Origin of the sequence: Streptomyces sp. 5-10, assembly GCF_014712245.1 — a bacterium.
GTDB classification, from domain to species: domain Bacteria; phylum Actinomycetota; class Actinomycetes; order Streptomycetales; family Streptomycetaceae; genus Streptomyces; species Streptomyces violaceusniger.
This window is the reverse complement of sequence record NZ_JACVYG010000043.1, coordinates 81,917-96,006: the sequence shown is the minus strand read 5'-3', so window position 1 is coordinate 96,006 and position 14,090 is coordinate 81,917. Positions and strand designations below refer to the sequence as shown.

Annotated in this window: 7 protein-coding genes; 2 read left to right on the top strand and 5 right to left on the bottom strand. The window is 73.4% G+C overall.

Annotation, left to right across the window (positions count from 1 at the left end):
- Positions 1-154: 154 nt before the first annotated feature.
- Positions 155-706, bottom strand: a complete 552-nt coding sequence (locus IEJ02_RS35365; RefSeq protein ID WP_137978891.1) for a MarR family winged helix-turn-helix transcriptional regulator — start codon at positions 704-706, stop codon at positions 155-157.
- Between the two features lie 158 nt (positions 707-864).
- Between IEJ02_RS35365 and IEJ02_RS35360 the strand changes: the two genes are divergently transcribed.
- Positions 865-2,175: an MFS transporter gene (locus IEJ02_RS35360; protein WP_191068584.1), complete on the top strand. Its 1,311-nt coding sequence runs from the start codon at positions 865-867 to the stop codon at positions 2,173-2,175.
- Positions 2,176-2,302: 127 nt separating this feature from the next.
- Here the strand turns inward: IEJ02_RS35360 and IEJ02_RS35355 are convergent, their stop codons facing one another.
- The gene (locus tag IEJ02_RS35355; RefSeq protein ID WP_191068579.1) at positions 2,303-4,285 is read right to left on the bottom strand and encodes an ATP-binding SpoIIE family protein phosphatase; all 1,983 of its coding nucleotides are present in this window, start codon (positions 4,283-4,285) and stop codon (positions 2,303-2,305) included.
- A gap of 235 nt (positions 4,286-4,520) precedes the next feature.
- Positions 4,521-5,876, bottom strand: coding sequence for an NAD(P)/FAD-dependent oxidoreductase (locus tag IEJ02_RS35350; RefSeq protein WP_191068578.1), 1,356 nt, complete (start codon positions 5,874-5,876; stop codon positions 4,521-4,523).
- A 321-nt stretch (positions 5,877-6,197) separates the two neighbouring features.
- On the opposite strand from IEJ02_RS35350, the gene IEJ02_RS35345 reads away from it, so the two are divergent.
- On the top strand, positions 6,198-6,923 hold the full coding sequence (locus IEJ02_RS35345; RefSeq protein ID WP_137978888.1) for a TetR/AcrR family transcriptional regulator: 726 nt from the start codon (positions 6,198-6,200) through the stop codon (positions 6,921-6,923).
- Between the two features lie 212 nt (positions 6,924-7,135).
- Here the strand turns inward: IEJ02_RS35345 and IEJ02_RS49245 are convergent, their stop codons facing one another.
- Positions 7,136-11,164 (bottom strand): BTAD domain-containing putative transcriptional regulator, encoded by a 4,029-nt coding sequence (locus IEJ02_RS49245; protein WP_317986006.1) that lies wholly within the window; start codon positions 11,162-11,164, stop codon positions 7,136-7,138.
- A 288-nt stretch (positions 11,165-11,452) separates the two neighbouring features.
- The gene (locus tag IEJ02_RS35330; RefSeq protein ID WP_191068577.1) at positions 11,453-13,540 is read right to left on the bottom strand and encodes an asparagine synthase-related protein; all 2,088 of its coding nucleotides are present in this window, start codon (positions 13,538-13,540) and stop codon (positions 11,453-11,455) included.
- Between the last annotated feature and the right edge of the window lie 550 nt (positions 13,541-14,090).

The following is a 14,090-nucleotide window of genomic DNA, read 5'->3' as shown; positions in this document are numbered from 1 at the left end:
GCATGCCGAAATCCATCCCGATGAGGGGCCGCGCAGTAGTGGTTTGCCGCCGGTGCGGCTCGAGTGCTGACCGGAGAACCTTACGGCTCCGTGGCAGCTCGGAGTACATTACGGATCGCCCGGACCCGTGTCAACCTCGCTTGGGCCGAATGCCTCAGCCGAGGCCGCTCAGCCGCCCCTCGGCGTCGGGCTGGGCCTCCTCCACCCGGCGCAGCACACGGGTGAGCATCTCACCGAGGGCTCCGCGCTCCTCGCTGGAGAGGTCCTGGAGAAGGTCCGCTTCGAAGACCGTGGCCTGGCGCATCGCCTCGACCCACTTCTCCCGGCCGTCGGGGGTCAGCTCGACGATGACGCGGACGCGGTTGTCCGCATCACGCTCACGGGTGACCAGACCCTCGTTCACCATGCGGTCGATGCGGTGGGTCATGGCGGCGGGGGTGAGGCCCAGCCGCTTGGCCAGGTCGCCGGGGCCCAGGCGGTAGGGAGCCCCGGACAGGACGAGCACCTTGAGGACCTCCCACTCGGAGTTGCTGATCCCCAACGTGGCCGACTGACGGCCGTATGCGACGTTCATTCGCCGGGTGAGCCGGCTGAGCGCGCTGACGACCTGCTCCACCTGAGGGTCCAGGTCCTGGAACTCGCGCTGATAGGCCGCGATCTGCTCTTCGAGGCTCAGTAGGTCGTCCGGGTCGGGGGTCTCCGCCATGTGAAGAGCATGACACGAAACTCATTGGCGCCGAAGTCCTTTGCTCTGTACTCTTAAGTATCGAAGTTTAGCTTCAAAGTCTTCAGACGTCGATCCTCCGGGCTGACCCCCAGGTCAGGCCGGTTTCCTTTGCCCCTCCTCGACCTAGGTAGGTGAGTGTGACCACCGCGATGGGCGCAGCGCTGCGCCGTATCCAGCTGGGCAACGCGCTGAGCGCGTTCGGCAACGGCTTCACGGTCCCGTTCCTCTTCGTCTATGTGGCGCAGGTGCGGGACCTCGGTGCGAATACGGCGGGCATGGTGCTCGCGACGTTCGCCGTGGCCGCGCTCGCCGTGCTGCCCTTCATCGGTCGGGTGATCGACCGGCGAGGGCCGCAGTCCGTTGCCGTCGCGGGCGCGGTCGCCGCCGCTGTCGGATCGATGGGGCTCGGCCTGGCGGCGAGCGAGCCGCTGGTCATCGCCGCGGCCGGAGTGCTGGGCGCGGGCATCGCGGCCATACAGCCGGCGCTGGCCACGTTGATCGTCTGGTGCTCGACGCCGACGACCCGGTCGCGGGCCTTCGCCACCCAGTTCTTCCTCGGCAATCTGGGCCTCGGCGTCGGCGGGCTGCTCGGTGGCCTGCTGGTGGACACCTCCGCCGCCTCCAGCTTTGTGCGGCTCTTCGCGATCGACGCGGTGATGTTCCTGGTGCTCGGCGCCGCGGTGGCGACCGTAAGGCTGGAGCGGACGCCGGTGTTCGGCGACCCGGTGCCGACCGCCGATGAGCGGCTCGGCGGCTCCGGCGGCTGGCGTGCCCTGCTCGGCCACCGCGCCATGGTGCAGCTGTGTGTGCTGGGCTTCGTCATGTTCTTCGCCTGCTACGGCCAGTTCGAGTCCGGACTGTCGGCGTTCGCGGTGGATGTCGCCCGGATATCGCCGTCGATGCTGGGCATCGCCCTGGCCGCGAACACGGCGGCGATCGTGCTGGCGCAGTTCGTGGTGCTCAGGCTGGTCGAGCGGCGGCGGCGCAGCCGGGTGATGGCGCTGGTCGGGCTGGTCTGGACGGTGGCGTGGTGCGCCGCCGGGAGCGCCGGGCTGATACCCGGGAGCCAGGCCGTCGGCGTCACCGCGATCATCTCGGCGTACGCGCTCTTCGGGCTCGGTGAGGCCATGCTGTCGCCGACCGTCGCGCCGCTGGTCGCCGATCTGGCGCCGCCGTCGGCACTCGGTCAGTACAACTCGGCGTTTGCGCTGGTCAAGCAGCTGGCCCTGGCGGTGGGCCCGGCGGTCGGCGGGCTGATGGCGGGTGCCGGGCTGTACGGGGCGTACATCGTGACGCTGATCGTCTGCTCGCTCGGCATCACCGCGCTCGCGCTGATGCTCGGCGGGCGGCTCACGGCCGAGCAGGACAATCCGCTGCGGGCGGTCGCCGGGGCCGCGGTGCCCGCGCCGCGGGCGGCCTCGTCGGACGAGGTGACCACCGCGGCCTGAGCCGCCCGTCCACTCCGCCATCGCCCTGGCGCGGCGGAGGAGCCAGTCGGCTCCCCCGCGCCAGGGCGATCTGTCGGTCGGAGGCGGTCGTGTCCCTGCTCGGGCCCGTGCTCCCGGGCCCCTGGAGCTAGCCCGCGGGCAGGGCGAACTCGCACCACACCGCCTTGCCGCCGCCCGGTGTGCGGCGTGAGCCCCAGGACGAGGCGATGGTCGCGACGATCGAGATGCCGCGTCCGGCCTCGTCCACCGGTTCGGCCCGGCGGCGGCGCGGCAGATGGTCATCGCCGTCCGTCACCTCGATGATCAGGCGGCGGTCGGTGCGGCGCAGCCGCAGCCGCATGGGCGGTGTGCCGTGCTGGAGGGAGTTGGCGACGAGCTCGCTGGCGGCGAGCACGCCCAGATCGCGCAGCTCCATGGGGAAGCGCCAGCTGGCGAGAACCCCGGAGGCGAAGGCCCGGGCGCGCGGTGCGGCTTCCACGCCGCCGAGGAGCTCCAGCGCGGCGTTGTGGAAGAGCTCCGCGTCATGCCCCGTACGGGCGGGGTGCTGGAGGACCAGCACCGCCACATCGTCGTCGTGCTCCGCGGTGATGCCCAGGGCCCTGATGAGGCGGTCGCACATCACCTGGGGCGAGCCGGTCGCGCCCGCGAAGACGCGCTCGAGCGCGGCCACTCCGTCGTAGATGTCCTTGTCCCGCCGCTCCACCAGGCCGTCGGTGTAGAGAACCGCGCTGGCCCCGGGGCCGAGCGGGACCGAGCCGGTGGTGTGCAGCCAGCCGCCGGTGCCGAGGGGCGGTCCGGTGGGCTCGGAGGCGCGGCGCACGGTGCCGTCCGGGTCGCGGACCAGGATCGGCAGATGGCCCGCGGAGGCGTAGACGAGGCGGTTCTCGTTGGGGTCGTGGACGGCGTAGACGCACGTGGCGATCTGGTGGGGGTCGATCTCGGCGGCCAGGCCGTCGAGGAGCTGCAGGACCTCGTGCGGCGGGAGATCGAGCCGGGCGTAGGCGCGGACGGCGGTGCGCAGCTGGCCCATGACGGCGGCCGCCCGCACGCCCCGGCCCATCACGTCGCCGATGACGAGGGCGGTGCGGCCGGCGCCCAGGGTGATGACGTCGTACCAGTCGCCGCCCACCGCCGCGTCGGTGCCGCCGGGCTGGTAGGTGGCGGCCACCCGCAGATCGTCGGGCTGCTCCAGCCCCTGCGGGAGGAGGCTGCGCTGGAGGGTGACGGCGGCCTCGCGCTGGAGGCGCTCGCTGGCGCGCAGCCGCTCCGCGGATTCGACCTGGTCGGTGACGTCGGCGCCGAAGACGAGCACGCCGCGGACCGGTTCGGTGGCCGTGCCGGTGTCAGTGGCGACGGTCTCGGTGGCGACCGCCTCCGGCACGGCGACGGCCTTACGGACGGCGGCTTCCCGGATCGAACCGTCCATCGACGATCCGTCCACGGGCGATCGGTCCACCGGCGTTCCGTCCACCGGTTTTCCGTCCACGGCCCCCTCCCCCGCCCGCTCGTCCGCCGACTGCGCGGGGGCGACGACCTTCGGCGCGGCCATCTCGATCGGGGAGCAGGTGAAGGTGTAGTAGCCGTGGCGGGACCGGCCGGGGCCGGGGACCGCGTCCTCCTGCCGCGGCCCGGGTGTGGTCGCAGGGCCGCCCACGGGCACCTGCCGGGACTTGACCGTACGGGGCTTGCCGCTGCGCAGGACCTGGTCCATGAGCGGCAGCAGCCCGAGCTCCCTCAGCTCGGGCAGGCCCTGGCCGGCGGGTGTGCCGGGGGTTCGGGAGCCGAAGAGCTCGACATAGGTGTCGTTGAGGTAGGCGATGCGGTGCTCGGGGCCGTAGACCACCGCGACCAGCGCCGGCACCTTGCCGAGGAGGTCATGGGCGGACAGCCCGTCGAGGGTCGGGACGGCGGCGGGCGGCGCGGCGTCGGAAGGAGCGGCGGCGGGCGGCTCGCCGCGCCCAGAGGGGTCGGCGCTCTCGCCCCGGGCCGCCGGGACGGAGCCGCCGCCCGCGGCGGCCGCGGGCTTCGGCCGCCGCGCACCGCGGTCTGCCCGGGCGGCGATGCGTCGCTGGGTTCGGGGGAGCCGGGCGCTCCAGCGCGTGAAGTTCACTGCGGATTACCTCGTGGGGTGGTGGCTGAGCGGCGCGCCGGCGCGGGATCGGGGAGATGGGTGCGGGTACGGGGGACGGCCCCCAGGGGAATGCAGCAAACTTCCGAATCCTCGCGATTGTCACTCTTTGCAGATACGAGCCCACCCATGGTCACACGACCAGTGTGGCCGACCGGACTGACATCCGTCAGACGCCGATCGTGGGAGGGGAGTTCCCGGCTCCGCCCCGATCGGCTCAACTGGCCTCGGGATGGCGACCGGTGTCCGCGGCGAGTTTGAACTCGGCGCGCGGGTTCTCCAGCGACCCCAGCGAGACGATCTCCCGTTTGAACAGCCCCGACAGAATCCACTCGGCCAGCACGCGCGCCTTACGGTTGAACGTCGGCACCCGGCTGAGGTGGTAGACGCGGTGCATGAACCACGCGGGGTAGCCCTTCAACTTGCGCCCGTAGACGTGTGCGACGCCTCTGTGGAGCCCCAGGGAGGCCACGGAGCCCGCGTACTTGTGCGCGTAGTCCGTAAGGGGCTGATCCGCGATCGCGGCGGCCACGTTCTCGGCGAGGACCTTGGCCTGGCGCACGGCGTGCTGTGCGTTGGGGGCGCACTCCGCACCGGGCCGGTCGGCCGTCAGGTCGGGCACCGACGCGGCGTCCCCGGCCGACCAGGCGTGCTCCACGCCCTCGACCTGGAGCGCCGCGGTGCATTTGAGCCGGCCGCGCGCGTTCAGCGGCAGATCGGTGGAGGCGAGGATCGGGTGCGGTTTGACGCCCGCGGTCCACACGAGCGTGCGGGTGGGGAAGCGTGAGCCGTCACTCAGTACGGCGACCCGGTCGGCGCAGGAGTCCAGGCGGGTCTCCAGCCGCACGTCGATATTGCGGCCGCGCAGCTCCCGGACGGCGTACTTGCCCATCTCCTCGCCGACCTCCGGAAGGATCCGGTCGGTGGCCTCCACGAGGATCCACTTCAGGTCCTCGGGGGCGATGTTGTGGTAGTAGCGGACGGCGTACCGGGCCATGTCCTCCAGCTCGCCGAGCGCCTCGACGCCCGCGTATCCGCCGCCGACGAAGACGAAGGTCAGCGCCGCGTCGCGGACGTCCGGATCCCGGGTCGAGGAGGCGATGTCCAGCTGTTCGAGGACGTGGTTGCGCAGGCCGATGGCCTCCTCGACGGTCTTGAAACCGATGCCGAACTCGGCGAGACCGGGGACCGGGAGGGCGCGGGACACGGATCCGGGGGCCAGCACCAGCTCGTCGTAGTGGATGTCGACCGTGCCCGTGCCCTCTTCCTCCGTGGCGAGGGTTCTCACGGTCGCGGTCCGTTTGCCGTGGTGGATCGCGGTGGCCTCGCCGATGACGACCGTGCAGTCGGGCAGGACCCGCCGCAACGGCACCACCACATGGCGGGGCGAGATCGATCCGGCCGCCGCCTCGGGCAGGAACGGCTGGTAGGTCATATACGGCTCGGGGTCGACCACGATGACCTGCACGCCGCCGTGCCTCAGCTCCCGCTTCAGCTTTCGCTGGAGGCGCAGCGCGGCGTACATCCCGACGTAGCCACCACCGACAACGAGAATGCGCGCTGGTTCCTTCACCCTCCCATGAGGCACGCGCGACCGCGGTTTGTCCACAGGCCCGACGAATTGTGTGACCGGACGGCTCGCTCGGCCCCGAGCCGCGGAATCGGTTACACGTACGAAATGTCCGCAGGTCAGCCCGGGGATGGGCGGGAGCAAGCGGGCGGATGGTCGGAAAGAGGCGGTCTGCTGCTCTGATCGGGGGGCGTTCTGTCCCGAGCTACCCTCTTCTTTCTTGACCTGCGCTCAACTATGTTCGTACTTCGTCGGGGTTGTGACTGCCTCGACAGTCTGGGCGGGGAGTCTCCGGGGGGAGACATCATTACCGGGGGATCACTTATGCACCTTCAGGGTTCGTCATGGTCCGCAGCCGTCGCGTCGTCGGACGGAAACGGCGGACGGAACACACCGCTGCGCGTGGACGCGCAGCGCAATCTGGAGCATGTCCTGCGGGCCGCGCGCGAGGTCTTCGGTGAGCTGGGGTACGGGGCTCCGATGGAAGACGTGGCGCGCCGGGCGCGGGTCGGGGTGGGCACCGTCTATCGGCGGTTCCCCAGCAAGGACGTGCTGGTGCGCCGGATAGCCGAGGAGGAGACGGCAAGGCTGACCGATCAGGCGCGCGCGGCGCTGGGTCAGGAGAACGAGCCGTGGTCGGCGCTGGCCCGGTTCCTGCGCACCTCGGTGGCGTCCGGCGCGGGCCGGCTGCTGCCGCCGCAGGTGCTGCGGGTCGGGGTCGACGTGGAGACCGAGATTCGGCTGCCGCAGCAGCGGCAGGCGGCGTTAGCCGCACCGGCTCAGCCGGAGCTCCGGCTGGTCGAGCGGCCGATAGCACCTGAGGACGAGCCGGACGACGCGGGCGCCGCGGCGCTGCTGGAGGTCGTCGGGCAACTGGTGGAGCGGGCACGGGCGGCGGGCGAGCTGCGCCCGGACGTCACGGTCGCCGATGTGCTGCTGGTGATCGCCACGGCGGCGCCCTCGCTGCCGGACGCGGCACAGCAGGCGGCGGCCTCGGCCCGGCTGCTGGACATCCTGCTGGACGGGCTGCGGTCGCGCCCCATGGGGTGATGCCGTCGGCCCCGGAGCGAGACATGTGCTCGTCTTCGCGCGTCGGTTTCAGGGGGTGAGCGGCGCGTCTCGCCTCCTCCGTATGAGTGACGACATGTGACGGTCGGCCGGGGCGTCGCACCTGCTCGCGCCCGCGTCAGCGGGCGGGCGGCAGTGCGGCGCCCCGGTCGGCGGTTGCGGGCCGGCCGGTCGACGGTTGCGGCCAGGTCGGCCTAGTCATTGGCGGCGTCATGAACAGCGGCATCAGCGTCAGTGGCATCGCCATCGGCATCAGTGGCAACGGCATCGGCGGCGTCGAGACAGCTCAGCGCCTCGTCGAGCAGGCAGAGGGCGTCCTCGGGGGTCAGGGCCGTGCTCTCGGTGCGCAGCTTCTCCACCGCGTCCCGGCCCAGCGCCTCGCTCGCGCGCGTCGCGGTCGCGCCGACGTCCCCGGCCACCAGCGGTGAGCGCGGCAGCCGACCGCGCCAGCCGTCGGCGGCGCCCAGCAGCAGCGTGGCGAGCCGCTCCTGACCGCATCCCGCCAGGAGCTCCGCCGCCGACTCCGCCTGATGGGCCAGCAGCAGCTCCATGGAGTTCACCGCGAGGCCCTCGCACAGGGTGTTCCGCAGCTTGCGCAGTCCGCCGACCAGATCGCCCTCCAGGCCGGTGATGCGGGCGTCCAGACCATTGGCCACGACCCAGAACTGCCGCGGCGAGGGGCCACGCAGCGCGAGCTGTCGCGCGGCGTCGCAATACGTCCTGGCCCGCGCCAGATCACCGCGTACCAGCTCGGCCTCGCTGCGCACGATGCGGTTGAAGGCCAGCACGTCCTGGGTGCCGCAGCGCTCCGCCTCCTCCTCTGAGCGCTCCACCAGCCTCAGGGCGCCCTCCACGTCCCGCTCGTGGACGGCGAGATCGGCGAGACGGGTGTAGAGGAACGGCACCTCGGTGTGGGCGCCGAGCTCCTGCGCGAGCCGCGTCGCCCTCTCATAGGCGGCCCTCGCCTCCCCGAACCGGCCGCGATGGGTGGCGATCTCGCCGCGCGCGCCCTCCACCTGGGCGAGCATCCAGCGGTCGCCGACGCGGGCGGCCAGCGCGCGCAGCTCGGCCAGGTCGTCGCCGGCGCTCTCGACGCCGCCCGGCATGTCGATGGCGAGGTGGGTGCGGTACATCAGCGCGACGCCGAGCGCCCAGTCGTCGCCGTGGGTCCGGCAGTGGGCCACGGTCTGGTCCATGAGCGGCAGAATCTCGCCGCTGAAGCCCTCGATGACGAAGGCCGTGAAGGGCCACAGCAGACCCGGGAAGCACGCGCTGCGGGGCCCTGGATGGCTCGCGTAGGCGTCGCGCATGCGTATCGCGGCGTGTCGGCTCTCGGGGTCGCTCAGATCCGGACCGGTGCCCTGCTCGGCGAGCAGGAAGAAGAGCAGCAGCCGCAGGTCCATGAACTGCCAGTACCGGGTGGCTTCCGCGTCGACGCCGTCCTCGCCGTCCGGAACCCGGGCCGGGATGGGCGGGAACTGGTCGAGGGGATGGCTGCCGCCCGGTGCCCGGCCCGCCTCGCCGTCCGTGCCGTCCGTGCCGTGGGTGCCGTGGGTGCCGTGGGTGCGGCTCTCCAGGGCCAGGGCACGGCCGACCCATGCGGCGCCCTCGTCCCGGTAGTTGCGCAGCCACCAGAACCATGCCAAGTCGCGGATGAGCGCGAAGACGGTGCCCTCGTCCGCGGTCGTCAGGGAGCGGTGCAGCGCTGCCCGGATGTTGTCGAGGTCGGTCTCGACGAGGTGCAGCCAGGGCAGTTGTCCGGCGGAGCGCAGACGGGGCTCGGCGGTGCGGAGGAAGTCCCGGAAGTGGGCGGTGTGACGGGACACGGCGGCCTTGTGGTCGGCACGGGCCGCGGCGTCCTCGGTGGCGCGCTCGCCGACGTACTCGTTGATGGTCTCCAGCATCCGGTAGCGGGGCTCGCCGCCCGCCGGGCCGGAGGGCTCCGCCGCCGCACCGTGCGACGGATGGTCGACGATCAGCAGCGACTTGTCGACCAGCGCCCCGAGCAGTTCCAGCACCTCGGCAGGCGCGATCCTGGCGTGGGGGTGCGCATGAGAGCGCGTGGGGGCGCGCGTCTCGGCGCACGCAACCGTGTCGCCCGGTGCCGGCGTGCCCGCCATCGCGTCCGTAAGGGCGCCACGGATCCCGACGCCGTTCTCGTTGACGCCATCGGCGTCCGCGCCGTCCCCGTCCGTGTGGTCCGCACCGTTCGTGCCGCCCGCGCCGCCCGCGCCGCCCGGGCCACCCGGGCCACCCGGGCCACCCGGGCCACCCGGGCCACCCGGGCCGTCCGTGCCGTCCGTGCCGTCCGTAAGGGTGCTCGCGCCGGGCGGGGCGTCCGCGCACACCGCCTCGGCCGCGGACAGGGTCCACCCGCCCGCGAAGACCGACGCACGGCGCAGCACGGTGCGCTCGCGCTCGTCGAGGAGGTCCCAGGACCACTCGACGACGGCCCGCAGGGTCTGCTGGCGGGGCAGCGCGGTTCTGCTGCCGCTGGTCAGCAGGCGGAAGCGGTCGTCCAGCCGGTCCGCGATCTGGCGCGGGGTCAGCAGCCGCAGCCGCGCCGCGGCCAGCTCGATCGCCAGCGGCAGACCGTCCAGGCGGCGGCAGATCTCCGCGACCGCGGCCGCCGTGTCCGGGTCCGCCGCCGGGTCGAAGCCGGGCCGTACAGTGGCGGCGCGCTCGGCGAACAGCTGGTGGGCGGGGGCGGGCGGCAGCGGTTCCACCGGCCTTACGGTCTCGCCGGGCACCCCCAGCGGCTCCCGGCTGGTGGCGAGCACGGTCACCCCCGGGCAGTGCGCGAGCAGGGTCTCGGTGAGCCTGGCCGCGGTGTCGATGACGTGCTCGCAGTTGTCGAGCAGGAGCAGCAGCCGGCGGTCGGCGCAGTACTCGACGAGCCGGCCGGTCGGATCCCCGCCGTCCGCGCCCGTGGTGCGGCTCTCGAGCCCGGAGGCGAGCAGCATGGTCTCGCGGCGGCCGACCGCGCTCAGGACGGCACCGGGGACGGCGGAGGGCTGGTCGAGCGGGGCGAGTTCGGCGATCCAGACGCCGTCCGGGTAGCCCTCCGTCACGGTCGCGGCGGCCTCCTCGGAGAGTCGGGTCTTACCGGAGCCGCCGGGGCCGGTGAGGGTGACCAGCCGGGCGCCCTCCAGGTCGCGGAGGATGTCGCCGATCTCTTTCTGGCGGCCGACGAAGCTGGTGAGGCGGGCTCTGAGGTTGCCGTGCGGCAGAGGCGGCACGGCGGTGCGCGATCCCGCCTCCCGGTCGTCTATCCGGCTTCCCGCCCCGCCGTCGGTTCCTCCGCCCCCGGACCGGCCGTCGAACGCGCCCCTGGCCGCGCCGCGGCCGTCGAACGCCGTACCGTCCGCCCGGGTTCCGCCCCCGCTCCCCTCATGGCCGTCAGCCCTCGGCGGAGCGGTCTGCGCGGTGTGCCCCCCGCCGCGCGCCGCGTCCGGCTCCTGGAGGGCCGGCTCCTGGAGGGCCGGCTCGGCGTCCGTCGTCAGCAGCCGTCTGTGGAGCTCCTTGAGCTCCGCTCCCGGGTCGGTGCCGAGGCGGTCGGCGAGGATCCGGCGGACGTCCTCGTAGGCGGCGAGCGCGTCGGCGGAGTGACCGGCCGCCCGCAGCGCGCGGATCAGCTGGGCGTGGAACGTTTCGTCGAGCGGATGGTCCGCGACGAGCTCGCGCAGCTCCGGTATGACGTCCGTAGGGCGGTCGAGCGCGAGGTCGGCGTCGATCCGGCGGTGCAGCGCGGTCAACCGGAGCGCCTCGGGACGGGCGGCGGCCGCCTCCCGGTCCGGCAGGTCGGCGAGGGCCGGGCCGCGCCACAGGGCGAGCGCCTTACGGAGGGTGGCGGCGGCCGTCTCGAGGTCGTCGGCGTCCAGGGCGCGTATGCCCTCGTGCGTCAGCCGCTCGAAGCGCAGCAGGTCGACGTCGTCGTGAGGTGCGGCGGTCGCGAGGCGGTAGCCGCCGGGCGAGGAGACGACGGCGTCCCTGCCGATGGCGCGGCGCAACCGGCCGACGAGCGCCTGGAGCGCGGCGGGCGCGTCATGCGGAGGGTCGTCGGCCCACACCTCGTCGATCAGGACGTCGACGGAGGCCGGGGCGGTGCGTGCGGCCCTTACGGCGAGCGCGGCGAGCAGCGCGCGGATCCGGGGGCCGCCGAGGGGGAGCGGGTCGCCGTGGTCGTCGCGCGCTTCGGTGGTGCCGAGGATCAGATACCGCACGGGGGCCATTCTCCTAGGTTGCGGACTGCCGCTGGGGAGATGGTGCGGAGCGGCGGCGGAGGGGTCCATTCGTTTTCGTCCGCCGTAAGGACGGAAGGCCTCTCGTCCGCCGTAAGGACGAAGGCTTCTCGCTCCCCGTAAGGACGTCGGCTTCTCGCTCCCCGTAGGACCCGAGTTCCGGTGCGCGGCAAGCACCCCGGCTCTCTGGGCGCCAGGGGCCATGCCCCGTAGGACTCCCCGGGGCGGGATGTCACGAGGCGGCCTCGTGCCGCCTCGGTGCGGAAGCCGTCACAGGCTCGGCCGCGGCACCACTCCGCCCGCCACCGCCCGCTGGCGTGGCGCCGCCGTGCCCGTCCAGCAGGTGCCGCGGCGGGCCAGCAGGCGCCGCAGCCAGACCTCGGTGGAGACGAGTTCGGCCAGGCCGTCCAGGGGCAGCCGCTCCCCCTGTGCGGCGGCGCGCAGCGCCTTACGGACGACACGGGCCTCGATCAGGCCCGCGTCGGCCAGCAGCGGCGCGTCGAAGAGGGTCATCAGTTCGCCCGTCCAGGTGCGCATGCCGGTCCGTACGGCGGCGGTGTGGGCGGCGTGGGAGGTGGCTCCCCAGCCGGCGGGGAGCTCCCGGACGCCCGCTCCGGCGAGGACCGACCGCAGCACCGCGGCGCGCGCCCCCGGTTGCACCCGAAGCGCTTCGGGGAGCGCGCGGCAGGCCCGTACGACCTGGTTGTCGAGGAAGGGCGCGTGCAGGCGCTGGCTGCGGATCTCGGCGGCCTGCTCGAAGACGCGGTGGTCCGCCGCGTAGCGGGCGAGTGCGGCGTCGGCGCGGCGCTCCCCGGGGCGGCGCAGCAGTACGGGGCGCACGGCCGCGTCCTCCAGCCGGACGGACACCTCGGCGAGCGTCTCACCGGTGAGCCAGCGGGCGGCGGGCCCGGGGCGGCACCACGTCAGGGCGGCGAGGGAGGCGGATACGGCGCCGGGGCCGTGCAGCGCCTGCTCGTCGGCGAAGTGGCGGTCCATAAGGCGCGCGGCGGCCTCCTGGACGCCTTCGCGGTAGGAGGTGCGGGCCAGCCGTCGCGCGGCCCGGTAGACCGTGAACGGCACGAAGAAGGACTGCGCGGAGGGACCGTCGGCCTTGGCGAGCGCCGTGGCGGGGCGCAGCAGATGGCGTCTGCGGCGGTCCAGCAGCAGATCCGCGAGGCGCGCGGGGTGGGCGTCGAGCACCTGGCGGGCGCCGTGCCCGATGAAGTGGTCGGCGCTGCCCGCGGCGAGCCGGCGCCGGTGGCGTTCAGCGATGACGAGGGAGGGGCCGGGCTCGTCGGTAAGGGCGCCGGTGTCGAGACCCGCGTACGGCAGGGCCTCCTCGCCCGCGGCGACGACCACATGGTGCAGCCGCGGATTGGCGGCGATGGCTCCGGCCCGCTCGAGTTCGGCCTCGCGGGTGCGGGCGCCGCCCGCCGTGGCGAGGTCGTTGAAGGTGACGGCCAGGAGCCGCTCGCCCGCCTCGGTGCCGTGCCCGAAGAGGGTGCCGGGCATTCCGGGGAGACCGGCGGCGAGCAGGGCGAGCGTGGCGGAGGCGCTGCCTCCGGACAGATCGGCGCCGATGCCGGGGGCCGGGGCGCCGCGGGCGGCCCGCCGCTCGGCGGGGCCCATGCCGGGCACCGGGCCGGGGTCGAGGTCATCGGTCTCGGGGGCGTGGCGCGGGGCGGTGAGCCGGGCCCTTACGGCCTCCACGAGGGCGTCCCGGACGGCGTCCACGGCCTTGTCCTGGTCGAGCGGGGGCGCGGCGACGGCAAGGGACGCGGTGGGCTCGTAGCCGGTGATGTCGCGGGCGCCGTCGCGCAGGATCAGCGCATGGCCCGGGGGGACGCGCCTGACGCCCATATAGGGCGTGCCGTCGCCCATGGCCTCCGGGGAGTCGGGGCAGGCGAGCAGCGCGCCGAGGTGACCGACGTCGAGCTGCGCCTCGATGAGGTCGGCGAGCGGGAGCGCGGCCGTGGCGTAGGCGGTGCCGCCGGCCCAGTCGGTGTGGAAGACGGGCCGGGCGCCCGCGAGGTCGCCGACGATGGTGACGCGGCGGCCGACCTGGGCGACGGCGGTGTAGCTGCCGGGCCAGGCGGTCAGATGGCGCAGGGCGCCGCCGCGGGCGGCGAACAGGCCCACCCGCAGCTCCTCGTCGGAGGCACCGCAGCAACCGAAGACGGCGAGGCGGGTGAAGGGGTCGGTCTGGACGACGCGTACCTCATCGGGGCGCCAGTCGCCGACCGCCCACAGCGGATCGGGGTCGGACCACAGGAGTTGGGCGCCGACCGGCTGGATCGCACGGCTCTCCGAGGAGACCGGGCCGGATGCGGTACTGCTCCACCCCACCAACCACCGCATCGCCGCCTCCACAGGCTGTGGGCATCCAGGGCAACCAAGAAGTAGGTGCCATCATGCACAGCATGTTGACGGTTTCGGCATCGAACCGGACAACAACATGGATCTCCTGGATGTCCTGTGACCACAGATGACCGCAGGAATCGCAGAGTTGATCCCAAGGGGTGGCGCCTCTCATGAAGGCATCCGTAAGGAGCCCACCAAGGGAACCACCGCCGGTAGCGACCCACCGTTCCGCCGTGGCCCATGCTGCCACGATTGGGGCGCGCAAGAGCGCAAGGGCATCGATGAGTGTGCGGAACGGCGCACAAGAGGCGCACGAAGGGGCGCGCGGAAAGGGCGCCGACCGAGCGCCAACCCGCAGACCGTACGGGGGCCTTACCGCTCCGTGCCGCACAGGGGTCTTATCGCTCCGCGCCGCGACGGCCACCGCGTGCCCGGCGGCGTCCGCGGCATGTGCTAGGCGCCCCACCGCTCCGAACCGCTCCGAGGGAGAACTGGGTGGAATCTGCGCCGATTCCGGGCGCGAGCCATCCGCGCGATCCATGCGGAA